Here is a 21,984-nt window from a genome sequence, read left to right as displayed (position 1 = left end):
ATGGGGTAACAATCGGTAAAGAAGCGTGAGTTGGCGCGGTTTAGGGCTGTGACTATGGTCTGCCGTGACTTGGGGAGCTCAAGCGAGTCGGCCTTGGGGAAATTTGGCCACTTGAATTGAGTGAAGTCGGGTAGTGGGCATTATCGAATGAAGTTCAGCCGTCAAACCACGCTTCGGTCGCAAGCCACCGTGACTGGCGTAGGCGTTCATTCCGGTCTTCCTGTCAGTCTCACCTTGGGACCTGCACCTGTTGATGCGGGTTTTATTTTTGTCCGCACCGGTCTCGACGGTTCCGACCGCGAAGTCGTGGCGACCGCCGATGCAGTGATCGCGACCGAGTTCGCGACGGTGCTGGGTGACCGCGAAGGGCCGCTGGTTTCCACCGCCGAGCACGTGCTCGCGGCGCTGCGCGGCATGGGCGTCGACAACGCCACCATCGAGGTCGACGGCGCCGAAGTTCCGATCATGGACGGCAGCGCTGCGGCGTTCGTCGCGGCCATCGATCAGGCCGGCATTGTGACCCAGCCCGGCGTCCGCCGCTTCATCCAGGTTTTGAAGCCGGTGCAAGTCAAGATCGGCGAATCGGTTGGCGAGCTGCGTCCGTTCGCCGGCGGGTTCCGCACTGAAGTCGAGATTGATTTCACCAACCAGGTGATTGGCCGCCAGACCTTCACCTTCGATCTGTCGCCGGAAGGTTTCCGCCGCGAGGTCGCACGGGCCCGCACGTTCGGCTGCATGAGCGACGTGGCGCGGCTGTGGGGCGCAGGCTTCGCGCTCGGCGCGTCCTTCGACAACACCGTGGTGTTCGACGAGGCCCGCCTGCTCAATGCCGAGGGCCTGCGCTACGCCGACGAATGCGCCCGCCACAAGGTGCTCGACGTGATCGGCGACTTGGCGCTGGCCGGCCTGCCGTTGCTCGGCAGCTACCGTTCGGTACGGGGCGGCCACAAGCTCAACAACGCGGTGCTGAAGGCTCTGCTCGCCGACCGCAGCGCCTGGCGGGTGGTCGAATCGGACACCGCTCGGCGGCCGCTCCGCGGCCATGTCGAAGCCGGTGCAGGCACCGTAGGCGGCCTCGTCGCCCCGGCCTACGGCCCGGACGTGTCCTGATCGCCCAAGTCCTGATCGCCTGGCCGGTCGGGTCCAATTTCCGTAATAGCCACGGCAGGCTGTGAGCTTCGCCGGGTCGCCTTATTCCCGGCGGAATGGCTCCGTATTCGGTTGGTCCACGGTCATTTTTCGGCTAAGCAGGCCTGCGGTTGCGAGTAACGGCGGCCAATGGCACTGGAAATATTGCACCCATGACCGCGGTTCATGGGTGGAGTGGGGTCGCCGTTAACCGCATCAAAGGCGTCAGGTTTTACAATTCATGTCGGCAATGCGTATGGCGCTCGAATCACGCAATTCTTCTGACGTCTCCGGCCTGACCAAGGCCGCGCGCACGCTGCGTTTTGCGGCGGGCCTGATTGTGCTGGCCATGCCGCTCAGCGGCTGCGGCACCGGCGCGCTGTGGGACAAGTTCATGGCCAAGGACGACACGTTCGTCGATGAGCCCGCGGACAAGCTCTACAATGAGGGCTTGTACATGATGAACGAGAAGAAGGACCTGAAGGCCGCCTCGAAGAAATTCGAGGAAGTCGACCGTCAGCATCCCTATTCCGACTGGGCGCGCAAGTCGCTCTTGATGTCGGCCTATTCGTTCTACCAGGCGGGCGACTACGACAGCTGCATCGGCTCTGCCACCCGCTACGTCACGCTGCATCCCGGCAGCCCGGACGCGTCCTACGCCCAGTACCTGATCGCGGCATCGCACTTCGATCAGATCCCGGACATCTCGCGCGACCAGAGCCGCACCGAGAAGGCGATCGCGGCGCTCGAAGAGGTGGTCCGCAAATATCCGACCTCGGAATACGCCACCCAGGCCAAGTCCAAGATCCAGGCTGCGCGCGACCAGCTCGCCGGCAAGGAAATGGCGGTCGGGCGCTATTACATGGGCAAGCGCGACTTCACCGCCGCGATCAACCGCTTCAAGACCGTGGTCACGCAATACCAGACCACGCGCCACGTCGAGGAGGCGCTCTACCGCCTCACCGAGGCCTACATGGCGATCGGCATCGCCGGCGAGGCGCAGACTGCGGCCGCGGTGCTCGGCCACAATTTTCCAGACAGCCGCTGGTACAAGGACGCATATAATCTAGTAAAGTCCGGCGGTCTCGAGCCGAGCGAGAATCAGGGTTCCTGGATCAGCAGGACCTTCAAGAAGATAGGTCTCGGCTAGGAATTGTCCTCGCATGCTGGCGCGTCTGTCGATCCGTGACATCGTCCTGATCGAACGGCTCGATATCGAATTTTCCCGTGGCCTCGCGGTGCTGACCGGCGAAACCGGCGCAGGCAAATCCATCCTGCTCGATGCCTTTGCGCTGGCGCTCGGCGGCCGCGGCGACGCCGGACTGGTGCGCCACGGCGCCGAACAGGGGCAGGTCACCGCCATGTTCGATGTCCCGAAGGGGCATCCGGCGGCCGGGATCCTGGCCGAGAACGGCCTCGACGACACCGGTGAGATGATCCTGCGCCGCGTGCAGCTCGCCGACGGCCGCACCCGCGCCTTCATCAACGATCAGGCGATCAGCGTGCAGACTCTGAAGGCGGTCGGCGCCACGCTGGTCGAGATCCACGGCCAGCATGACGAGCGCGCGCTGGTCGACGCCTCCACCCATCGCCAGCTGCTGGACGCCTTCGCCGGACACGAGAAGGACGTCGCGGCGCTGGAAGCGCTGTGGGATATCAGGCGGACCGCCAATGCTGATCTCGACGAGCATCGCGCCGGCATGGAGCGCGCCGCGCGCGAGGCGGACTATCTGCGCCATGCCTCGCAGGAATTGAAGACGCTGGCGCCGAAGGAAGGCGAGGAGACCGAGCTCGCGGGTCGCCGCACCACCATGATGCAAGGCGAGAAGATCGCAACCGATCTGCGCGAGGCGCAGGAGGCGATCGGCGGCTCGCATTCGCCGGTGGCGTCGCTGTCGGCCGCGGTCCGGCGGCTGGAGCGGCGCGCCGCCAATGCGCCTGCGCTGATCGAGCCTGCGGTCAAGGCGATCGATATTGCGATCAACGCGCTGGAAGAGGCCGACCAGCACCTCAACGCCGCGCTGGCGGCGACCGATTTCGATCCGGCCGAGCTGGAGCGCATCGAGGAGCGGCTGTTCGCGCTGCGCGCGGCCTCGCGTAAATATTCGACGCCGGTCGATCTGCTGGCCGCGCTGGCGGCGCAATATGCCGGCGACGTCGCGCTGATCGATGCCGGCGCCGACCAGCTGAAGAAGCTGGAAGCGACCGCTGCTGAAGCCGACAAGCGCTATGCGGCGGCTGCCGCCAAACTGTCGGCGGCGCGCACCAAGGCTGCAGAGAAGCTCAACAAGGCCGTCAACGCCGAGCTTGCGCCGCTCAAGCTCGAGCGCGCGAAGTTCATGACCCAGGTCGAGAGCAGCGCGGCCGCGACGGGGCCGCAGGGCATCGACCGTGTCGAGTTCTGGGTGCAGACCAATCCCGGCACCAAGCCGGGGCCGATGATGAAGGTCGCCTCCGGCGGCGAGCTGTCGCGCTTCCTGCTGGCGCTGAAGGTCGTGCTGGCCGATCGCGGCTCGGCGCCGACTTTGGTGTTCGACGAAATCGACACCGGCGTCGGCGGCGCGGTAGCCGATGCGATCGGCTCGCGGCTGGCGCGCCTTGCCGGCAAGGTGCAGGTGATGGCGGTGACTCACGCGCCGCAGGTCGCGGCGCGCGCCAGCCAGCATCTCCTGATCTCCAAGGACGCGCTCGACAAGGGCAAGCGGGTCGCCACCCGCGTCAACGCGCTCGCCGCCGATCACCGCCGCGAAGAGATCGCGCGCATGCTGGCCGGCGCCGAGATCACCGCGGAGGCGAGGGCGGCCGCGGAACGGCTGCTCAGGGCGGCGAGTTAGTTCGCCGATGGCCACCAAAGCCAAGAAAGCGTTGGTCGACGTCGACAAACTCACCAAGGCCCAGGCCAAGGTCGAGTTGATGCGCCTTGCGCTCGAGCTCGAAGGTCACGACAAGCGTTACTATCAGGACGACGCGCCGAGCGTCACCGATGCCGAATACGACGCGCTGCGGCAGCGTTACGATGCGATCGAGAAGCGCTTCCCTGAATTCGTCACCGCGGAATCGCCGTCGCAGAAGGTCGGCGCCGCGCCGTCGGGGCGCTTCAGGAAGGTCCGGCATTCGCTGCCGATGCTGTCGCTCGACAACGCGTTCGCGGAAGCCGACGTGGTCGATTTCGTCGGACGCATCACGCGCTTCCTCAAGTTGCCGGATGACAAGATCGATTTCTCGGCCGAGCCGAAGATCGACGGGCTCTCGATGTCGCTGCGCTATGAGGGCGGCGAGCTCGTCACCGCGGCAACCCGCGGCGATGGCGCGGAGGGTGAGGACGTCACCGCCAACATCCGCACGCTCGAGGACGTGCCGCAGAAACTGAAGGGCCGCAACGTGCCCGACATCTGCGAGGTGCGCGGCGAGGTCTACATGACCAAGAAGGCGTTCCTTGCGCTCAACGAGCGGCAGAAGGCGGCCGGCGACACCATCTTCGCCAATCCGCGCAATTCGGCGGCCGGCTCGCTGCGGCAGAAGGATCCGACCATCACCGCCTCGCGGCCGCTCGGCTTCTTCGCCTATGCCTGGGGCGAGATGAGCGCGATGCCGGAGGATACTCAAACCGACATGATCCGCTGGTTCGAGCGGTGCGGCTTCAAGACCAATCCGCTGACCAAATTGTGTCACTCGGTCGAGGAGCTGATCGCGTTCCATCGCAAGATCGAGGAGCAGCGCGCCGAGCTCGACTACGACATCGACGGCGTCGTCTACAAGGTCGATCGCATCGACTGGCAAGAGCGGCTCGGCTTCGTGTCGCGCACGCCGCGCTGGGCGATCGCGCACAAATTCCCGGCCGAGCGCGCCATGACGGTGCTGCGCGACATCGAGATCCAGGTCGGGCGCACCGGCTCATTCACGCCGGTCGGCAAGCTCGAGCCGGTCGGTGTCGGCGGCGTGATCGTGCAGAACGTCACACTGCACAATGAAGACTACATCAAGGGCATCGGCAACAAGGGCGAGGTGCTGCGCGAGGGACGCGACATCAGGATCGGCGACACCGTGGTGATCCAGCGCGCCGGCGACGTGATCCCGCAGGTCGTCGACGTCGTGATCGACAAGCGGCCGAAGAACGCGAAGGAATTCCACTTCCCGAAGAAATGCCCGTGCCCGCTGCACACCGACGTGGTGCGCGAGGAGACCGCGGCCGGCGAGGAGGGCTCGCGCGCCCGGTGTACCGGCGAGTTCGCCTGTCCGTTCCAGAAGGTCGAGCACCTCATTCTGTTCGTGTCGCGCCGTGCCTTCGATATCGACGGTCTCGGCGTGAAGCAGTTGCAATATTTTTTCGACGAGGGATGGGTCAAGGAGCCGGCTGATATCTTCACGCTGCAGAAGCGCAACGCGAAGCTGAAGCTGGAGGACATCGAAGGCTACGGCGAGACTTCGGTGCGCAATCTGTTCGCCGCAATCGACAGCCGCCGCAGGATCGGCCTGGAGCGCTTCATCTACGCGCTCGGCATGCGCCATGTCGGCGAGACAACCGCGTTGGCGCTGGCGCGCGGCTATGGCTCGTGGGACGCGTTCCACGATGCCTGCCTCAAGGTCGCCAAAGGCGACGAGGACGCGATGGCGGAGATGGATGCGCTCGATCAGATCGGCGACACCGTGATCAAGAGCATCGCGGACTATTTCGGCGAGAGCCACAATCGCGGCATCGTCGAGCGGCTGACCGGGGAGCTCGACGAGATCATCGATGCCGAGAAGCCGAAGAGCAATTCGGCGGTGGCCGGCAAGACCGTGGTGTTCACCGGATCGCTCGAAAAGATGACACGTGATGAGGCCAAGGCGACGGCCGAGCGGCTGGGCGCCAAGGCAGCCGGCTCGGTGTCGAAGAAAACCGACTATGTCGTCGCGGGGCCGGGCGCCGGCTCGAAGCTTGCCGAAGCGCAGAAGCACGGCGTCCAGGTGCTGACCGAGGACGAGTGGCTGAAGCTGATCGGGGAGTAGGGGCGCAGCTGCGCCGCGTTCTCCACTGTCGTCCTCCGCGAAAGCGGGGACCCAGTATTCCAGAGACAGCCATTGTTGAGCCGATGGGCCGCGGCGTACTGGATCCCCGCATGCGCGGGGATGACGATGGGAGGGTGCGGCGCGACCGCCGATCTCACATCATCCCCTGCTCATCCTCCTCGGCCTGCGCGATCAGCTCCTCGCTCACCACCACCTGCCGCCGCGGCACGACGAAGATCATGGTGCAGGCGCAGGCGATCGAGATCGCGAAGATCGCCGCGGTCAGCGGCAGCGTCGTGGTGGAGTGGCCGCCGAGATAGGCGCCGAATTGCGAGATCAGCGCGCCGATGCCCTGCTGCAGGAACCCCATGGCGCCCGAGGCGGTGCCGGCGGCTTCGGGCCGGATGCTGATGGCGCCGGCGGCGGAATTGGCCATCACGAAGGCGTTGGCGATCATCACGATCATCTGGGTGCCGAACAGCCAGAGCGGGGCCTGGTTTACTCCAGTAAAACTCCAGACCAGGTTCAGCAGGCTGCCGCCGACCTGCAGCGCGAGGCCGAACCAGATCAGTTTCTCCAGCGAGTGCCGCGGCGCAAAGCGCACGCACAGGAGATTGCCGACGAAGTAGCCGAACCCCGTCATTGCGAACCACGCGCCATACTCGGCACTGGTCCGCCCCATCTGGGTCACCACGATGTAGGGGCCGCCGCCGGCGAAGGCGAAGATGATCTGCGACGCCAGCACCTGACACAGCAGATAGCCGACGAAGGCGCGGCTCGTCATCAGCTTGCCGAGGTCGCCGCGGAAGCTGGAGCTGTCGGCGCGATCACGGCGGGTTTCCGGCAGCGCCAGCGCGATGAAGATCGTGGTGATCAGCGACGCCGCGGTGATGAGATAGAGGATCGCGCGCCAGCCGAATGTGGTCTCCAGCAGGCCGCCGGTCAGCGGGCTCACCATCTGCGCGATCATCAGCGCGGCGACGACGAGGCTGATCATGGCGCCGACCCGCTCGCGCGGATAGAGGTCGCGGATGATGGCACGGCTGATCACCATGCCGCTGGCGCCGCCGAGCGCCTGGAAGAAGCGTGCCGCGATCAGTTGCGGCAGGGTCTCGGCGAACACCGAGCCGACGCCGGCCACGACCATCAGGCCGAGGCCCGCGAGCAGCACCGGCCGGCGGCCGAACCTGTCGGACAGCGGCCCCATGATCAGCTGTGAAAGCGCGATGCCGACCATGTAGAGCGACACGGTCATCTGCGCGACCCCGATGTCGCGGCCGAATGTGGTCGCCAGCACCGGTAGCGCCGGCACCAGCATGTAGAGTGAGATCGGCGCCACGCCCGTCATCACGACGAGCATCAGCAGCATGACCTTCGATGTCGCGATGTTGTCTTTAGCCGCGCCGGGCGGCTTGCCCATCACGCCGTGCATTCAGGTCCGATCCAGCATTGTGGAAAGACTGTAGCGTGCCCGTCCGCGCGGAATACGGGCGTTTCGGCATACGCCCATGCGATTTCAGGAGACGCAGCGACGATGTTTCGTCTCGCGCAATAAGACAGCTGTCGTCAGCCGCGAATTCCGCTGTCGTCCTCCGCGAAAGCGGGGGACCCAATATTCCAGAGAGATCAGTATGAGAAGGAGAGGCCGCGGCGTACTGAATCTCCCGCTTTCGCGGGGGATGACACCGAGTGTGGAGACGACGTCGAGTGTGCGGATGCCTGGAGCGCGCCGCTACCTCAGCGCCGCCGTCGCCTCGTCCAGCCACAGCTTGGTGGCGTTGTCGTCGAGATGCGGGCGCACCACATGCGCGACGCGGGCGTGGTAGTCGTTGAGCCAGGCCAGTTCGTCCGGGCTCAGCAAGCCGACCTCGATCAGACGGTGATCGATCGGCGCCAGCGTGAGCGTCTCGAATGCATTGATCGGCTTCTCGGCGCCGGCAATGTCGGTGCCGATCACGAGCTCGAGGTTCTCGATCCTTATGCCGTAGGCGTCGGTCTTGTAGTAGCCGGGCTCGTTCGACAGGATCATGCCGCGCTTGAGCGGCGTGGAGCCGAGCTTGGAAATCCGCGCCGGCCCTTCATGGACGCTGAGATAGCTGCCGACGCCGTGGCCGGTGCCGTGCTCGAAATCGATCCCGGCCTGCCAGAGGTATTGCCGCGCCAGCGTGTCGAGCTGCGCGCCGGTGGTGCCGTCGGGGAAGATCGCGCGGGCGATCGCGATATGGCCGCGCAGTACGCGGGTGAAGCGGTCGCGCATCTCGTCGGTCGGCTTGCCGATCGCGATGGTGCGGGTGACGTCGGTGGTGCCGTCCTCATATTGCGCGCCGGAATCGATCAGCAGGAGGTCGCCGGGCTCGATGCGGCGGTTGCTCTTGCGCGTCACGCGGTAGTGCACGATGGCGCCGTTCGGCCCGGTGCCGGCGATGGTCGGGAACGAGACGTCCTTCAGCGCGCCGGTCTGGCGGCGGAACGTCTCCAGCGCCTCGACGGTGTCGATCTCGGTGAGGCTGCCGGAGGGCGCCTCGCGGTCGATCCAGGCGAGGAAACGCACGAGCGCGACCGCGTCGCGCTGATGCGCCGTGCGCGTGCCCTCGATCTCGGTGATGTTCTTGACCGCCTTCAAGAGGCTGACCGGATCGCTGCCGCGCACCGGCTTGCCGCCGGCACCCGCGATCAGGCGGCTCAAGGCGTCGGCTGCGGTCGCGCTGTCGAGCGCGATCGAGGCGCCGCGCTTGGCGAGCTCGGTGAGTTTTGCCGCCAGCGCCGCCGGCTGCTCGACATCGGCGGATTGCTCGAGATGGTCGCGCGTCGAGTTGGACAGCTTGCGCTGATCGATGAACACCAGCGGCCGGCCTTCCTTCGGCACCAGCGCATAAGACAGCGGCAGCGGCGTATGCGAGACGTCGGCGCCGCGGATGTTGAAGGTCCAGGCCACCGCGTGGCTGTCGGACAGCACCAGCGCGTCGACGCCGAGCTTGTTGATCTCGAGGCGGATACGCTTGAGCTTGTCGGCTTCGATCTCCCCGGAAAACTGCGCGCCGTGGATCGTGACCGGGCCGAGCGGCGGTGCCGGCCGCTCGTGCCAGATCGCATCAACCGGATTGCTGTCGACGGCGACCAGTTCCGCGCCGGCCTTGGCGCAGGCCGCCGCCAGCCGTTCGGCTGCCGCAGAAGTGTGCAGCCAGGGGTCAAATCCCAGGCGGTCGCCGGCCGCCAGATGCCGGGTCAGCCAGTGCTCCGGCGGCGGCTCGACCAGCGGCTCGACCTGCCAGGCCTTGCGGTCGACCTGCTTGCCGGCCTGCAGCGTGTAGCGGCCGTCGACGAACAGGGCGGCCTCCTTGCTCAGCACGATCGCAAGCCCGGCCGATCCTGTGAAGCCGGTCAGCCAGGCGAGCCGTTCCTCGGAGGCTGCGACATATTCATTCTGCTGCTGGTCGGCGCGCGGAATCACGAACCCGGTCAGCTTGCGCCGCGCCAGTTCCTCGCGCAGCGCGCTCAAGCGTGCAGTCAGCGCCACGCCGCCTTCGGGCTCTTCGAACGTCTGGAAATGGGCTTCGAACATCGCCGTCGTACTCTCTTCGGATGGAAGCATGACCTTCGCTCGAGCGCGGTCAAGCATGACCATATTTTTGGCATAACTTATGCTTGAATATGGCATAGTGGAATTGACCGGACGATGTCCACTGCACGTCAACGGTCAAGCGTACGGGGAGTGTCCAGGAGTGTCTCAACTCAACGGTGAGGAGATGCACGATGCCTGCATTCACGTTTGAGAAGATCTCGCCGCCGGTCCGCCGCGGCCCGATTGCGCCGGTCGAACAGAAGCAGCGCGGCGTCATCGTCCAGATGCTGGACCGTCTGGTCGAGGCGCGAGCCAGGCGTGCGGCTGGCCAGGACAAGGTCGAGACCATCCGCAGCGATTCTCCTGCACCCGAATAGCTAATCCACGGATCGCGGCTACCGTTCCAGATCCGACGCCTTGGCCACGGTCACATTGACGACCTTGCCGTCCTCGAGCTCGCGCACGATCCGCTCATCGGGGCCGACGATGCCGAGATCGAATTCGCGATCGGGCGTCAGCAGCGTCATGCGCTGGCCGGCGATCACGACGACGGTCATATCGAGCGTCTCGCCGGAGATCGCCCATTCCCTGAGCTCGTTGCGAAACGGCTCCCTGCGCCAGGCGTCGGGGAAGCCCGGATCGCATCTGACCTCAAGACCATCTTCCGACGTGGTCAGGACGAGCTTCGACCTGGAAGGCTTCCAGTGCTCCTCGAGCAGCTCGTTCGCCAGCCAGACGCAGCTGAACGAGCGGCATTCCGCCGGCCTGCCCGGATAGGTCCGGCAGCCGCGCCCCGGTTTGCAATGCGGGCACCACGTGTTGGCGGGCTTGGCCAGTTCCTCGATCGCCATCACCTTGCAGCAGAGCGTGCAGTCGCCGCACTGTCTGCCGGTCGCGGTCACTTCACGGAACGCAGCAGCAGGCTGCTCCAGCCCTCGATCTTCAGATGCCGCAGCGGCACCAGCCCGCGGGCACGGTAGGCGGCGATGACCGCCGGCGCCTGGTGCGTCAGCAGGCCCGAGAGAATGACCTGCGCCGACGAGGCGAGGTGGCGCGCCATCGGGCCGGCCAGCTGCCGCAGCGGATTGGCGAGGATGTTGGCAAGCACCAGGTCGAACGGACCGTCCTCGGCAAAGCGCGGCGACGCAAAGCCGGTGGCGCGGATCACGTCCACCAGATCGCCTGTTCCGTTCAACCGGGCATTCTCCTCGGCGACCCTGACCGACGGCGGGTCGATGTCGCTCGCCAGCACCTTGCCGTGCAGCGCCTTGGCGGCGGCGATCGCCAGCACGCCGGTCCCGGTACCGAGATCCAGCACGCGGCGGGGCTGATACGCCTTCAACACGTGGTCGAGCAGCAGCAGGCAGCCGCGCGTGGTGCCGTGATGGCCGGTGCCGAAGGCCAGCGCCGCCTCGATCTCGATCCCGAGCTTGTTGGGGGGTATCCGGTGCCGGTCATGCTGGCCGTGGACGATAAAGCGGCCGGCCGCGACCGGGACGAGATCCTCCAGGCTGGCCTTGACCCAGTCCTTCGCCTCCACGGTATCAAAAACTAAAGTCGATGCGACATCCTGCCGCACCACTTGGCCGACCAGCTCGCGCAGTAAATTTTGGTCCGGCAGCTCGGCAAAATGGACGGTGACGTCCCAGCGGCCATCCGGCCGCTCGAAGGCCGCAAACGCCGCCTGATCCTCGAAAAACAGCTCGGAAAGCGCGTCTACCACGCGCTTTGCGGTCGATTCATCTGGAAGGGTGACGCTGGCGCGGTGTGTGGACGGGGTCATCGGAGGCCGGTAGCGCGATTTTTGTTAAAATTTCAAGCCGGATTCATTCGAATATCGCGAGAATTGAGAGGTTCCCGGTTCAGACAACCTTAGATGTTGCCGTACTAGTACGGTGGCGGAACTGGGAACACCCTTCGTTCCAAGGCATCACAACCAAGGGCAGGGCTGCAATGAAGGCTTTTATCGTTAAGTTTTTGCGGAATGAATCCGGCGCGACCGCCATCGAATACGGACTGATCGCAACCGGTATCGCCATCGCCATCATCGCTGCGGTGAATGGCGTCGGCACGGCACTGAGCGGGACCTTCAACTCGATCAGCGGCTCGCTGAAGTAATCTCTCGAACGGCGTTCTCAGGGAAGCACCGGGCGGCGACGCCCGGTGTTTTCTTTTTGACCGGTTGTCCACAGAGCCACACCCAGCTCGTCGACCAGACATCAACCGCGTTCTCCAGGGATTGTCAGCGTCCGTCGCACAGCCGGTCCACAGCGGCGTCCACCGGTTATCCCGTGTCGAGATAAGGTCTCTGTCCACCGCAGACCCACAGCTTCTCAACACGCCTGTCCACAGCTTGCCGCGCGATGAGCGTGCCGCGTGGTGTCTCATCCGCTCTACGTGAATAGCGCCCGATGGTCGGCCAAAATCGCCCGCGCGGCATTGTGGCCGGGAGCGCCGGTGACGCCGCCGCCGGGATGGGCGCCGGAGCCGCAATGGTAGAGGCCCTTCAGAGGTCCGCGATAGTCGGCATGGCCGAGCATCGGTCGCGCCGAGAACAATTGGTTCAAAGTCAGCGCGCCGTGAAAGATGTCGCCGCCGAGCAGGCCGAACTGCCGCTCGAGGTCGAGCGGCGACAGGACCTGGCGGCCGATCACGCTGCCTGCGAACCCGGGGGCATATTGGTCGACCGTTGCGATCATCAGATCGGCGACCTCGTCGCGATGATCGTCCCACGATCTGCCGTCGGGCAGTTGCGGCGCGACGTGCTGGCAGAACAGGCTCGCGACATGCTGACCCGGCGGGCTCAGGCTGTCGTCGAGTGTCGAGGGGATCAGCACCTCGACGACCGGCGCGCGGCTCCAGCCGAATTCGCGCGCATCGTGCCAGGCGCGATCCATGTAGCCGAGGCTCGGGGCGATGATGATGCCCGCCGTGAGGTGATCCCCTCGGCCGGGTAGTGCGGTGAACGAGGGCAGGGCGCTGAGCGCCACATTCATCCTGAACGTGCCGGACCCGTTCTGCCATCGTGAGATGCGCGCGCGAAACTCGGGCGCCAATGCGCCTCCCGGCACCAGACGCGTGTACAGCAGCTTCGGATTGACGTTCGAGACGACGTATTTGGCGCGCACGGTCTTGCCATCGTCGAGGATGACGCCGACAGCGCGCTCCTTCTCGACGATCACCTCGCGGACGGGCGCATCGGTTTCGATCTCGACACCATGGCTGCGCGCGGCACGCGCCATCGCCTGCGTGATCGCGCCCATGCCGCCGATCGCGTGGCCCCAGACGCCCTTCTTGCCGTTCACTTCGCCGAACGCATGATGCAGCATCACATAGGCCGAGCCCGCCGCGTAGGGGCTGGCATAGTTGCCGACGATGGCATCGAAGCCGAACAGCGCCTTGACGAGGTCGTTCTCGAAACGCTCGTCGAGCATCTCGCCGGCCGATCGCGTGAACAGGTCGAGCAGGTTGCGCTGCTGTTCCAGCGACAGCCGGCGCAGGATGTTGGCGGTGCCGAGCGCGTTGAAGGCTTCGCTGACCGCGGCGATGCCAAAGCCCTCGACGACGTTCGGCGGCGCGCGCAGCACGAATTGCCGCAGCACGTCGGCGATGGCTTCGAGTTCCCCTGAGAACGCGTCGATTGCGGCCGCGTCCTGCCGGTTGAGCTTTGCGACCGACTCCCGGGTCCGGCCTTCGCCGGTCAAAAGATAACTGCCGTCGGGCGCGGGAAGGAAGTTCTGCGCGCGCCGCTCGACGATCCTGAGGCCGTGATCGGCAAGTTTCAGGTCAGACATGATCTGCGGATTGAGCAGGCTCACCGTGTAGGCGGCGACGGAGTTGCGGAAGCCCGGGCAAAATTCTTCGGTGACCGCGGCGCCGCCGACCACCTTGCGGCGTTCCACGACCTTCACCCGCAGCCCGGCCATCGCAAGATAGGCCGCGCAGGTGAGGCCGTTGTGCCCCGCACCGATGATGACGACGTCAGTTTCGTTCATGTCCGCTTCAAGAAGCAGTGATTAGAGCATGTGCTGTGGCGCCGCAGCGCCGCGTCGTCAAGTCCGCGTGACCGCCGTTTCTTGTCCGTGATAGTGCCGTATGCTCAACTGAAATCCTCCGGTGGGATGCCACCGGACCGTCCGCCTCCGGCGCCCGCCGGGTCCATGCCGGAGCTTTCATGACGTCTGAGCCGACCGCCTCGCGCAACCGGCTGGTGCTGGTTGTCTACACCGCCGCGATCTTCGTCAGTGCCCTGTTGCTGTTCTCGGTGCAACCGCTGTTCACCAAGATGGTGCTGCCGCGGCTCGGCGGCTCGCCGGCGGTGTGGTCGGTGGCGATGGTGTTCTTCCAGTCGCTGCTGCTCGGCGGCTACGCCTATGCGCATCTCCTGATGAAGCTGAACGGCCGCATCGTGCCGGTCGTGGTGCATCTGGTGCTGCTCGTCGTCGCGCTCGTGACCTTGCCGCTGGCGATCAGGAGCGGCTGGGGCGAGCCGCCGACCTCCGGCTATGCGGTCTGGCTGCTCGGCCTGTTCGCGGTTTCGATCGGCCTGCCGTTCTTTGCGCTCGCCGCCAACAATCCGTTGCTGCAGGCCTGGTTCGTGCGCACCGGACATCCCAACGGTCCCGATCCGTATTTCCTCTACGCATCCTCGAACATCGGCAGCTTCCTGGCGCTCTTGTCCTATCCGGTGCTGCTCGAGCCGATGTTCACGCTGCGCACCCAGAACCTGATCTGGACCGGCGGCTATGGTCTCCTGATCGTGCTGATCGCGGGGTGCGGCGTGCTGCTGTTGCGGTCGCCGGCCAATGCCGCCGAACTCAACATGCAGGTCGATGACGCCAATGCGCCGGCGCCGTCCTGGCCGCTGCGGGCGCGCTGGATCTTCCTCGCCGCGGTGCCGTCCGGCCTCTTGATCGCGGTGACGGCGCATATCTCGACCGACGTCGCCGCCGCGCCCTTGCTGTGGGTGCTGCCGCTGTCGCTGTATCTCTTGACCTGGGTGCTGGTGTTCCAGTCGCGGCCGCTATTGCCGCACAAATGGATGCTGCTGGCGCAGCCACTGGCGATCGCCGGCGTCGTGATCCTGCTTGCGGTCGGCGGCGAGCAGAACCTGCTGCTCACGCTCGGCGGCCATCAGCTCTGCTTCTTCATCATCGCGATGGCCTGTCATGGCGAGCTTGCGCGCACCCGCCCGGCGGCGAAATATCTCACCGGCTTCTACGTCGCGCTGTCGTTCGGCGGCATGGTCGGCGGCCTGTTCGCGGGGCTCATTGCGCCTTTTACTTTCTCGTGGGTTGCCGAATATCCGATCCTGCTGGCGCTCGCGGCGCTGTGCCGTCCGCCCGGCGGCGCGGAGCGGCTGCCGCGCTGGAGCGCCTGGTACTGGCCGTTCCTCGCGGTGCTGGCGGTGGCGCTGATCGCGCCGAGCTATTCGGCCGGCGACATCTTCAACTGGTTCGACGTGCACCGGGTCTGGGTGATCGGCGCGGTCGGCGTGCTCTCGGCGCTGCTCGCGCTCGCGCTGAACGCCAATCGCTGGAAGATCTTCGCCACCGTCGTGGTCGCGTTGGTGGTGCTGCGCGCCTATCCATCCGACGACGGCCGCGTCGAAACCGTCCGCAGCTTCTTCGGCGTGCACAAGATCGTGGTGACGCCGAACGGGCAGTATCACGTGCTGATGCACGGCACCACGATCCATGGCGCCGAGAAGTTCAAGAACGATGACGGCACGCCGGTCGCCGGAACGCCCGAGCCGATCAGCTATTATCACAAGGACGGCGGCATCGGGCGGGCGATTACCGCGATCCGCGAGCGCAAGGGCGCGCCGCTGAAGGTGGCGGTGATCGGGCTAGGTTCAGGGACGCTGACCTGCGCGTCGGCCCCCGGCGAGGACTGGCGCTTCTTCGAGATCGACCAGTCGATGGTCGATACCGCGCGCGATCCGAAATACTTCACCTACATCCAGAACTGCGAGCCGAACCTCAAGCCTGTCATCGGCGACGCGCGGCTGACCTTCGCCAAGGAGCCGGACGGCGTCTACGATCTGATCATCGTCGACGCCTATTCGTCGGACGCGATCCCGATCCATCTCGCGACCGAGGAGGCGATGGCGATCTACAAGGAGAAGCTGGCGCCGCAGGGCGCGGTCGTGATGCACGTCTCCAACCGCCATCTCGAGCTTGCCAGCGTCGTGGTCGGCATCGCAGACGCCAACGACATGAAGAGCTGGGTCTACAGCGAGGATTCCGGCCGCGATAACGAGTACATCTTCTCGACCTCGGTCGTGGTGTCCGCGCGCGAGGAGGAGGACGTCGGCAAGCTCGCATCGTCTGATGTCTGGACCGAGACCGAAGCCGACGAGAAGCAGCGGGTCTGGACCGACGACTATTCGAACGTGCTGGGCGCGGTGTACCGCCGCCTGCGCGACGGCGAGCAATAGGACCTGCAAGCCGAGCCAGTCGCGGCGGCTTCCGCGCGATCATTCTCTAGCGATCAGCTACCAGAAGTCTGGCGAGCTGGGGCTTGACGATCGCGGCAAACATTCCGGGATCGTCGAAAGCCCTCGCCGAGAGCATTGCCCCATGAACCGATGCCATCAGCATCTGGGCCTCCTCGTGCGGCCGCTGGTCCAGCCGGACCAGATGCTGTTCCGCACCGGCCTGCAGCACCGAGGTGAGCCATCCCGCAAGATGATGGAAATGGGCGCGGACGCGCGATGCGACCTCGTTCGGCAACATCGGCATCTCGCCGGCAAGCATCGCGCAGACGCAGAATGGTAGCGAGGCATCGCCGATGCACGCCTGCCAGAAGTTCACGTAAGCCTGTAGTTGCTCGGCCGGGCTTGCGAACTGCTCCTGAAGCGACTTCAGGCCCAGCTCGGTCTGTTGCCGGTAGCGATCTACCAGCACCGAGACCAGCTCGGCCTTGGTCGGGAAGTGATGGTGGATGCTCGCCTTCCGGATGCCGATGGCATCCGAGATGTCAGCATAGCTGAATCCGTTATAGCCCCCGGCGACGACGAGGGGCTGTGCGACATCGAGAATTTTTTCAGAAGTCGAGATCATCACGTTCACGTCATGCCTACCTTCCAGTAGGTAAATTCCAGAGACAAATCAAGGCTTTCCTCTCCTCACACGACGTCGGAGGGCCAGATTGACTCGGACTTGTCATCTACCTACTAGTAGGAAGACAACAAGGAGCCTGTCAATGCAAAGCCACCTTTCGACCCAATCCGCCTGGCTGCGATCATATTATCTAGGGCGCGCCATCTTCTCGGTCGCCTGGGTCGCTGCCGCCGTTCTGTTCAGCGGCCTAGCCGGCCCTGCCGCGGTTCTGCTCGTGATCTACCCGGCGTGGGACGGCATCGCCAATCTGGCTGACGCCCGGGTCAATGGCGGCCTGAAGGCCAACCCGTCCCAGGCCCTGAATGTCGCGGTCAGCACGATCACGACGCTCGCCGTGATCGTGGCGCTCGGCCACAGCAACTATGCCGTCCTGGCCGTGTTCGGGGTTTGGGCGATCCTCGCGGGCATGCTGCAATTGTACACGGGCGTCAGGCGCTGGCGTCATTATGGCGCGCAATGGGCGATGATCCTGAGCGGCGCGCAGTCGGCACTCGCGGGCGGCTACATGATCAGCCAGTCCATCGGCACCGTTGCGCCGACCATTCTCGACGTCGCTCCCTATGCGGGCTTCGGCGCGTTCTATTTCCTGCTTTCCGCAATCTGGCTCGTTGCCACCGGCTATCGCCACGCGCGCGCTTAGAGCCAAAGCAACAATCTGGAGCTCCGTTCCGATTCAATCGGAACGGAGCGGGCTCCAAGCGCTGTCCGGCAGCACCGGAGAGCGCGAGCTCGCCTTCAGCCGCGACGCGATTATTTGTTCTCTGGCGGCGCCGCACTCGCGGAAGCGGGCGTCGAGGCGGCGAGCAGCGGCATCGTCGGCGTGCTCTCGCCGGCGTCCTCGTCGAGGAATTGCTCCACGCCGGCCTGGATCGACGACTTCGCGCTGTCCGGGCCGCGGTCGCTGAGATCGTTGTGCTGGAATTCGGTTCTGACCACCTTGATGCCGAGTCTCGCGCAGGTCTCGTCGTCGGGCACGACGCCCGGATCGGCCTTGAACACCGGATCCCTGGAGCGGAACGAGAGGATCTTGATCCTGCCGTCGGTGATGAAGGGGACGCGCAGATTGTCCAGCGTGACGACCTTCTTGACCAGGTCGGGATGCTGCTTGGCGAAGAACATCGAGATGTCGCCGCCGTTGGAATGGCCGATCAATGTCAGCTGGCGATAGTTTGCGTTCGGATAGAGCTTCTTGAGCTCGTCCATCGCATACATGATGTTGAAGACGCCGCGATTGTACTGCATGCGTCGCCCGACATATTCCTCGCCGACCTTGGTGACCATCGGCGCGTCGGTGTCGAGATCATGCTGAATGCTGACCACGAGGTAGCCGCGCGACGCGAACAAATTGGTGAGGAACGAGTACTCGGTGTTCTTGACGGTGTTGCCGTGGCTCAGGATCGCGACCGGCAGCTCGATCATCTCGGCCATCGCCTGCATTTGCTGGTCGCGGCGCACCGCAACCTCGACCGTGACGTTGCGGTCGTCGCGCAGAACGTCGTGGAACGTCAGCGTCGTGTGACGGATGGCCCATCTGTCCGTCGTGAAATAAGCGGCCATCGCCACGATGCACAGGCAAAGGACAATGATGCCCCGTTTCATGTCGACCTCTGATCTTGCCTACGTGACCCGCGCTTCTCGCCCTGGTTTCATCGGGCATGTCGCGTGAATCGGCCTCCAGGGGCCAGGCGGGCGCTTGTGCCGCCGAATATCGGGCTAGTTTTACAATCAGATGACGACGCGACGACGGGCCCCGGCGCACGATGACGTGGGCGTTTTGCGACGGTCACAAGCGGGTGAGGGGAGCGTGAACTGACGGCGCGCTGCCTGCGGCGCCGTCAGTGGACCAGGAACGTGCGACAGATTTTTGATGCGTTTTCTTCGCGCGAACCGGCGCCCACTTCGTTCGAAAACGCTCTAGTCCTGATAGGTGTTGCCGTAGAAGCCGCGCGGCTGATAGGCGGGGCGCGGCTGGTAGTAGCCCTGCGGCGCCGGCGCGTAGCCCTGATTGCCGTAGTACTGCTGCTGCTGCTGGCCATAGGCCTGCGCATCGTAGACGCGGCGACTTGACGGCGGTGCCGGATAGCGGCGATCGGTCGAGCTGCCGTCGGCCGGATAGATGTAGCCGTCATCGGCGCGGGCCTGCGCCGGATAGTCACGCGGCTGCGGCGTCAGCACGACCGGGTCGCCAGCGGCGGCGGTGCCGTACTGCTCGTCATATTGCTGCGGCGCGCGGCGGGCGACCGCGGTGCCGTTGCGTCCACGCGGATTGCGCGCCAGCGCGACCTGCGACGAGCCGGTGAGCGTCACGGTGGTGTTGAGCACGCCTTCCTTCTGGACCAGCGCGTAGAGCGTCGTTGCGTTGTCGCGCGACAGCCGCACGCAGCCATGCGAGGCCGGCGAGCCGAGGCGGTTCACCGAGTCGGTGCCGTGAATCGCGTGCCCGATCTTGGTGAAGAAGATCGAGTGCGGCATCGGTGCGTCGTCGAATTCCTTGGAATAGTGATCCTCTTCCATGCGGAAGGCGCGGAAGCTGCCGTTCGGCGTTTCGCGCGACGGGATGCCGGTCGAGACCGGCCAGTGATAGCGCGCGACGCCGTCGACCGCGACGGTCATCTGCTGGTTGTCCTTGTCGATGGTGATATCGACCTTGGCCTGTGCGGCGCCGGCGGTGAAGAGCATCACGGAAGTGAACGCAATGAGGAACGAACGCATTTTACCTTTGGCCTCCAGGCCTGCTCGCGAAGCCGCGGCTCTCCGTCCCCGGCAATCAATATGCACGGAATCCGAACTTGGTTCCAGTGGCGGGCCAAGGCCGTGATCAATCGCCATGGTTAATCCCGCGCGCGGCGCAAACAAGGCCGAAGCCGGGCCTGCCTGTCACGGCGGGCTGACTTTTTCGCGAGCAGGCCGCGACGGCGGCCCCAATTGGTCTCCGGCACGCAACCATTTGGCCGCATGGGCGTTTCACAATCCCCGCTCGGCGGCGCGTTCGCGCCGCGCATCAAGGAATCCAGATGAACAACACCAAGGTGAAGACCGCGGCCGTCGTCTCAGCCGGCCTCTCCGCGCGGCTCCTGCTTGCGGCCGCAGCCCTCGCTTTGACGCTGGTCGCAGTCCCCCATGCCGGCCATGCCCAGGGCATCGTCCGCGGCGCTCATGAGGGCGCCTATGAGGGCAACCGGGTCGCAGGCCCGGTCGGCGGCGTGGTTGGCGGTGCCGTCGGCGCCGGCGTTGGTGGCGCCATGGGCGCGGTCAAGGGCGTGTTCGGCATCCCGGATCGCGGCTACCGCCGTGGCCACCGCTGCCGCGGCTATTACCGCCACGGCCATTTCCATTGCTATTGATCGTTGAAGAACCTGTAGCCCGGATGGAGCGAAGCGAAATCCGGGTTCTGCAGGCTTGGCGATAAGGTCCCGGATTGCGCTTCGCTCCATCCGGGCTACTGAAGCTTATTCAGTTCTTCAGCCGGTAGCCGGTCCTGAAGATCCACGCCACGATGGCCATGCAGGCCACGAGGAATCCCACGGTCATGCCGAGGCTCAGCGGCACGCTGACATCGGCGATCTCGTAGAAGCTCCAGCGGAAGCCGGAGATCAGATAGACCACGGGATTGAGCAGCGTGATGGTGCGCCAGCCCGACGGCAGCATGTTTACCGAATAGAAGCTGCCGCCGAGGAAGGTCAGCGGTGTTACCACCAGCATCGGGATCATCTGCAGCTTCTCGAAGCCGTCGGCCCAGATGCCGATGATGAAGCCGAACAGGCTGAAGGTGACCGCCGTCAGCACCAGGAACGTCAGCATCCACACCGGATGCTGGATATGCAAGGGTACGAAAAGCCCGGCCGTCGCCAGGATGATCAGGCCGAGGATGATCGACTTGGTGGCGGCGGCGCCGACATAGCCGATGACGATCTCGAAATAGGAGATCGGCGCCGACAGGATCTCGTAGATCGTGCCGACGAATTTCGGGAAGTAGATGCCGAACGAGGCGTTGGAGATGCTCTGGGTCAGCACCGACAGCATCACGAGTCCCGGTACGATGAAGGTGCCGTAGCTGACGCCCTCGACCTCGGTGATGCGCGAGCCGATCGCGGCGCCGAACACCACGAAATACAGCGAGGTCGACACCACGGGCGAGACGATGCTCTGCAGCAGCGTGCGCCAGGTGCGCGCCATTTCGAACAGATAGATGGCCCGGATTGCGCGGTAGTTCATGGCGCCCTCACGAGGCTGACGAAGATATCCTCGAGCGACGACTGCCTGGTATCGAGGTCCGAGATGCGGATGCCGGCATTGCGGAGATCATTGAGCAGGCTGGTGATGCCGGTGCGATCGCCCTTGGTATCGTAGTCATAGGTCACGGTGCGGCCATCGTCGGACAATTCGAGATTGTAGGCAGACAGAACATCGGGAATGGCCTCGAGCTTGTTCTGCAATTGCAGCGTCAGCTCCTTCTTGCCGAGCTTCTGCATCAAGGTCGCCTTGTCCTCGATCAGGATGATCTCGCCCTTGTTGATGACGCCGATGCGGTCGGCCATCTCCTCGGCTTCCTCGATGTAGTGCGTGGTCAGGATGATGGTGACGCCGGAAGCCTGCAGCGTGCGGACCACCTCCCACATGCCCTTGCGCAATTCGACGTCGACCCCGGCGGTCGGCTCGTCGAGGAACAGGATCTGCGGCTCGTGCGATAGCGCCTTGGCGATCATCACGCGGCGCTTCATGCCGCCGGACAGCGTGATGATCTTGTCGTCCTTCTTGTCCCACAGCGACAGGTCGCGCAGCACCTTCTCGATATGGGCGGGGTTCTTCGGCTTGCCGAACAGGCCGCGGCTGAAGCTGACGGTCGCCCATACCGACTCGAACGCGTCGGTGTGCAGTTCCTGCGGAACCAGCCCGATCATCGACCGCGCCGCGCGATAGTCGGCGATGATGTCGTGCCCGCCGATCGTGATGCGGCCCTCGCTCGGATTGGCGATGCCGCAAATAATGCTTATCAGCGTGGTCTTGCCGGCGCCGTTCGGCCCGAGCAGCGCGAAGATCTCGCCCTTGACGATATCGAGATTGATGCCCTTCAGCGCCTTGAAGCCGGAGCCATAGGTTTTCGAAAGATTGGAAACGGAGATGATCGGCGACATGAAGAGTCGGTGAGCGTGAGGGAGGGGGTGCGCGCGGATTGGGGCC

19 protein-coding genes are annotated in these 21,984 nt (G+C 65.0%); 9 read left to right on the top strand and 10 right to left on the bottom strand.

From position 1 onward, the window contains the following. The first annotated feature begins 147 nt into the window (after positions 1 to 147). The 4 genes from lpxC to ligA all read left to right on the top strand — a co-directional run bounded on the left by lpxC (position 148) and on the right by ligA (position 6,117). Complete coding sequence (lpxC, locus tag AC1VNY_RS23550) at positions 148 to 1,110, top strand: UDP-3-O-acyl-N-acetylglucosamine deacetylase (RefSeq protein WP_028342176.1); 963 nt, start codon at positions 148 to 150, stop codon at positions 1,108 to 1,110. A gap of 259 nt (positions 1,111 to 1,369) precedes the next feature. After that, positions 1,370 to 2,278 (top strand): outer membrane protein assembly factor BamD, encoded by a 909-nt coding sequence (locus tag AC1VNY_RS23545; protein ID WP_028332540.1) that lies wholly within the window; start codon positions 1,370 to 1,372, stop codon positions 2,276 to 2,278. Between the two features lie 13 nt (positions 2,279 to 2,291). Then, a complete protein-coding gene (gene recN / locus AC1VNY_RS23540; protein ID WP_482406966.1) occupies positions 2,292 to 3,962 on the top strand; it encodes a DNA repair protein RecN in 1,671 nt (556 codons plus the stop codon). 7 nt (positions 3,963 to 3,969) lie between these two features. After that, positions 3,970 to 6,117: an NAD-dependent DNA ligase LigA gene (ligA, locus tag AC1VNY_RS23535; RefSeq protein ID WP_482406965.1), complete on the top strand. Its 2,148-nt coding sequence runs from the start codon at positions 3,970 to 3,972 to the stop codon at positions 6,115 to 6,117. Between the two features lie 154 nt (positions 6,118 to 6,271). Here the strand turns inward: ligA and AC1VNY_RS23530 are convergent, their stop codons facing one another. After that, positions 6,272 to 7,549, bottom strand: coding sequence for a multidrug effflux MFS transporter (locus tag AC1VNY_RS23530; RefSeq protein ID WP_482406964.1), 1,278 nt, complete (start codon positions 7,547 to 7,549; stop codon positions 6,272 to 6,274). A 300-nt stretch (positions 7,550 to 7,849) separates the two neighbouring features. Further along, the gene (locus tag AC1VNY_RS23525) at positions 7,850 to 9,679 is read right to left on the bottom strand and encodes an aminopeptidase P family protein (protein ID WP_482407006.1); all 1,830 of its coding nucleotides are present in this window, start codon (positions 9,677 to 9,679) and stop codon (positions 7,850 to 7,852) included. 191 nt (positions 9,680 to 9,870) lie between these two features. On the opposite strand from AC1VNY_RS23525, the gene AC1VNY_RS23520 reads away from it, so the two are divergent. Continuing rightward, positions 9,871 to 10,056 (top strand): hypothetical protein, encoded by a 186-nt coding sequence (locus AC1VNY_RS23520; protein ID WP_069277987.1) that lies wholly within the window; start codon positions 9,871 to 9,873, stop codon positions 10,054 to 10,056. An 18-nt stretch (positions 10,057 to 10,074) separates the two neighbouring features. Here AC1VNY_RS23520 and AC1VNY_RS23515 read toward each other — a convergent pair whose 3' ends face one another. Continuing rightward, positions 10,075 to 10,581 (bottom strand): hypothetical protein, encoded by a 507-nt coding sequence (locus AC1VNY_RS23515; protein ID WP_482406963.1) that lies wholly within the window; start codon positions 10,579 to 10,581, stop codon positions 10,075 to 10,077. Continuing rightward, the gene (locus AC1VNY_RS23510) at positions 10,578 to 11,462 is read right to left on the bottom strand and encodes a 50S ribosomal protein L11 methyltransferase (protein ID WP_482406962.1); all 885 of its coding nucleotides are present in this window, start codon (positions 11,460 to 11,462) and stop codon (positions 10,578 to 10,580) included. Before AC1VNY_RS23510 ends, AC1VNY_RS23515 begins: the two co-directional genes overlap by 4 nt. Positions 11,463 to 11,632: 170 nt before the next feature. Between AC1VNY_RS23510 and AC1VNY_RS23505 the strand changes: the two genes are divergently transcribed. Further along, positions 11,633 to 11,797 carry a Flp family type IVb pilin gene (locus AC1VNY_RS23505; RefSeq protein ID WP_016841571.1) on the top strand — a complete coding sequence of 55 codons (165 nt, stop codon included), beginning with the start codon at positions 11,633 to 11,635 and terminating at the stop codon, positions 11,795 to 11,797. Between the two features lie 275 nt (positions 11,798 to 12,072). On the opposite strand, the gene AC1VNY_RS23500 is transcribed toward AC1VNY_RS23505, so the two are convergent. After that, positions 12,073 to 13,674, bottom strand: coding sequence for a phytoene desaturase family protein (locus AC1VNY_RS23500; protein ID WP_482406961.1), 1,602 nt, complete (start codon positions 13,672 to 13,674; stop codon positions 12,073 to 12,075). A gap of 179 nt (positions 13,675 to 13,853) precedes the next feature. Here AC1VNY_RS23500 and AC1VNY_RS23495 point away from each other — a divergent pair, with 179 nt between their 5' ends. Beyond that, the gene (locus tag AC1VNY_RS23495; RefSeq protein WP_482406960.1) at positions 13,854 to 16,118 is read left to right on the top strand and encodes a spermidine synthase; all 2,265 of its coding nucleotides are present in this window, start codon (positions 13,854 to 13,856) and stop codon (positions 16,116 to 16,118) included. Positions 16,119 to 16,164: 46 nt separating this feature from the next. On the opposite strand, the gene AC1VNY_RS23490 is transcribed toward AC1VNY_RS23495, so the two are convergent. Then, positions 16,165 to 16,752 (bottom strand): TetR/AcrR family transcriptional regulator, encoded by a 588-nt coding sequence (locus tag AC1VNY_RS23490; RefSeq protein WP_482406959.1) that lies wholly within the window; start codon positions 16,750 to 16,752, stop codon positions 16,165 to 16,167. Between the two features lie 133 nt (positions 16,753 to 16,885). Here AC1VNY_RS23490 and AC1VNY_RS23485 point away from each other — a divergent pair, with 133 nt between their 5' ends. After that, complete coding sequence (locus tag AC1VNY_RS23485; RefSeq protein WP_482406958.1) at positions 16,886 to 17,443, top strand: DUF308 domain-containing protein; 558 nt, start codon at positions 16,886 to 16,888, stop codon at positions 17,441 to 17,443. A 110-nt stretch (positions 17,444 to 17,553) separates the two neighbouring features. Here the strand turns inward: AC1VNY_RS23485 and AC1VNY_RS23480 are convergent, their stop codons facing one another. Together AC1VNY_RS23480 and AC1VNY_RS23475 are read right to left on the bottom strand one after the other, a co-directional pair. Continuing rightward, on the bottom strand, positions 17,554 to 18,402 hold the full coding sequence (locus AC1VNY_RS23480; RefSeq protein WP_482406957.1) for an alpha/beta fold hydrolase: 849 nt from the start codon (positions 18,400 to 18,402) through the stop codon (positions 17,554 to 17,556). A 315-nt stretch (positions 18,403 to 18,717) separates the two neighbouring features. Next, a complete protein-coding gene (locus AC1VNY_RS23475; RefSeq protein WP_482406956.1) occupies positions 18,718 to 19,515 on the bottom strand; it encodes a L,D-transpeptidase in 798 nt (265 codons plus the stop codon). Positions 19,516 to 19,817: 302 nt separating this feature from the next. On the opposite strand from AC1VNY_RS23475, the gene AC1VNY_RS23470 reads away from it, so the two are divergent. Beyond that, a complete protein-coding gene (locus AC1VNY_RS23470) occupies positions 19,818 to 20,147 on the top strand; it encodes a hypothetical protein (protein WP_304496414.1) in 330 nt (109 codons plus the stop codon). Between the two features lie 109 nt (positions 20,148 to 20,256). Here the strand turns inward: AC1VNY_RS23470 and AC1VNY_RS23465 are convergent, their stop codons facing one another. Together AC1VNY_RS23465 and AC1VNY_RS23460 are read right to left on the bottom strand one after the other, a co-directional pair. Next, positions 20,257 to 21,018 (bottom strand): ABC transporter permease, encoded by a 762-nt coding sequence (locus AC1VNY_RS23465; RefSeq protein ID WP_028342160.1) that lies wholly within the window; start codon positions 21,016 to 21,018, stop codon positions 20,257 to 20,259. Further along, on the bottom strand, positions 21,015 to 21,938 hold the full coding sequence (locus AC1VNY_RS23460) for an ABC transporter ATP-binding protein (RefSeq protein WP_225643686.1): 924 nt from the start codon (positions 21,936 to 21,938) through the stop codon (positions 21,015 to 21,017). Before AC1VNY_RS23460 ends, AC1VNY_RS23465 begins: the two co-directional genes overlap by 4 nt. Positions 21,939 to 21,984 lie beyond the last annotated feature (46 nt).

This window comes from Bradyrhizobium ferriligni, from assembly GCF_056837965.1.
Note: the sequence above shows the minus strand (reverse complement) of the source record. Positions and strands in the feature narration are given on the sequence as shown.

What these genes read in the sequence shown, in the direction of transcription:
- AC1VNY_RS23520 (WP_069277987.1), top strand. Translation starts at nt 9,871, where the DNA reads ATGCCTGCATTCACGTTTGAGAAGATCTCGCCGCCGGTCCGCCGCGGC.
- AC1VNY_RS23530 (WP_482406964.1), bottom strand. Translation starts at nt 7,549, where the DNA reads ATGCACGGCGTGATGGGCAAGCCGCCCGGCGCGGCTAAAGACAACATC.
- ligA (WP_482406965.1), top strand. Translation starts at nt 3,970, where the DNA reads ATGGCCACCAAAGCCAAGAAAGCGTTGGTCGACGTCGACAAACTCACC.
- AC1VNY_RS23510 (WP_482406962.1), bottom strand. Translation starts at nt 11,462, where the DNA reads ATGACCCCGTCCACACACCGCGCCAGCGTCACCCTTCCAGATGAATCG.
- AC1VNY_RS23545 (WP_028332540.1), top strand. Translation starts at nt 1,370, where the DNA reads ATGTCGGCAATGCGTATGGCGCTCGAATCACGCAATTCTTCTGACGTC.
- AC1VNY_RS23465 (WP_028342160.1), bottom strand. Translation starts at nt 21,018, where the DNA reads ATGAACTACCGCGCAATCCGGGCCATCTATCTGTTCGAAATGGCGCGC.
- recN (WP_482406966.1), top strand. Translation starts at nt 2,292, where the DNA reads ATGCTGGCGCGTCTGTCGATCCGTGACATCGTCCTGATCGAACGGCTC.
- AC1VNY_RS23525 (WP_482407006.1), bottom strand. Translation starts at nt 9,679, where the DNA reads ATGTTCGAAGCCCATTTCCAGACGTTCGAAGAGCCCGAAGGCGGCGTG.
- AC1VNY_RS23500 (WP_482406961.1), bottom strand. Translation starts at nt 13,674, where the DNA reads ATGAACGAAACTGACGTCGTCATCATCGGTGCGGGGCACAACGGCCTC.
- AC1VNY_RS23495 (WP_482406960.1), top strand. Translation starts at nt 13,854, where the DNA reads ATGACGTCTGAGCCGACCGCCTCGCGCAACCGGCTGGTGCTGGTTGTC.
- AC1VNY_RS23460 (WP_225643686.1), bottom strand. Translation starts at nt 21,938, where the DNA reads ATGTCGCCGATCATCTCCGTTTCCAATCTTTCGAAAACCTATGGCTCC.
- AC1VNY_RS23480 (WP_482406957.1), bottom strand. Translation starts at nt 18,402, where the DNA reads ATGAAACGGGGCATCATTGTCCTTTGCCTGTGCATCGTGGCGATGGCC.
- lpxC (WP_028342176.1), top strand. Translation starts at nt 148, where the DNA reads ATGAAGTTCAGCCGTCAAACCACGCTTCGGTCGCAAGCCACCGTGACT.
- AC1VNY_RS23475 (WP_482406956.1), bottom strand. Translation starts at nt 19,515, where the DNA reads ATGCGTTCGTTCCTCATTGCGTTCACTTCCGTGATGCTCTTCACCGCC.
- AC1VNY_RS23505 (WP_016841571.1), top strand. Translation starts at nt 11,633, where the DNA reads ATGAAGGCTTTTATCGTTAAGTTTTTGCGGAATGAATCCGGCGCGACC.
- AC1VNY_RS23485 (WP_482406958.1), top strand. Translation starts at nt 16,886, where the DNA reads ATGCAAAGCCACCTTTCGACCCAATCCGCCTGGCTGCGATCATATTAT.
- AC1VNY_RS23470 (WP_304496414.1), top strand. Translation starts at nt 19,818, where the DNA reads ATGAACAACACCAAGGTGAAGACCGCGGCCGTCGTCTCAGCCGGCCTC.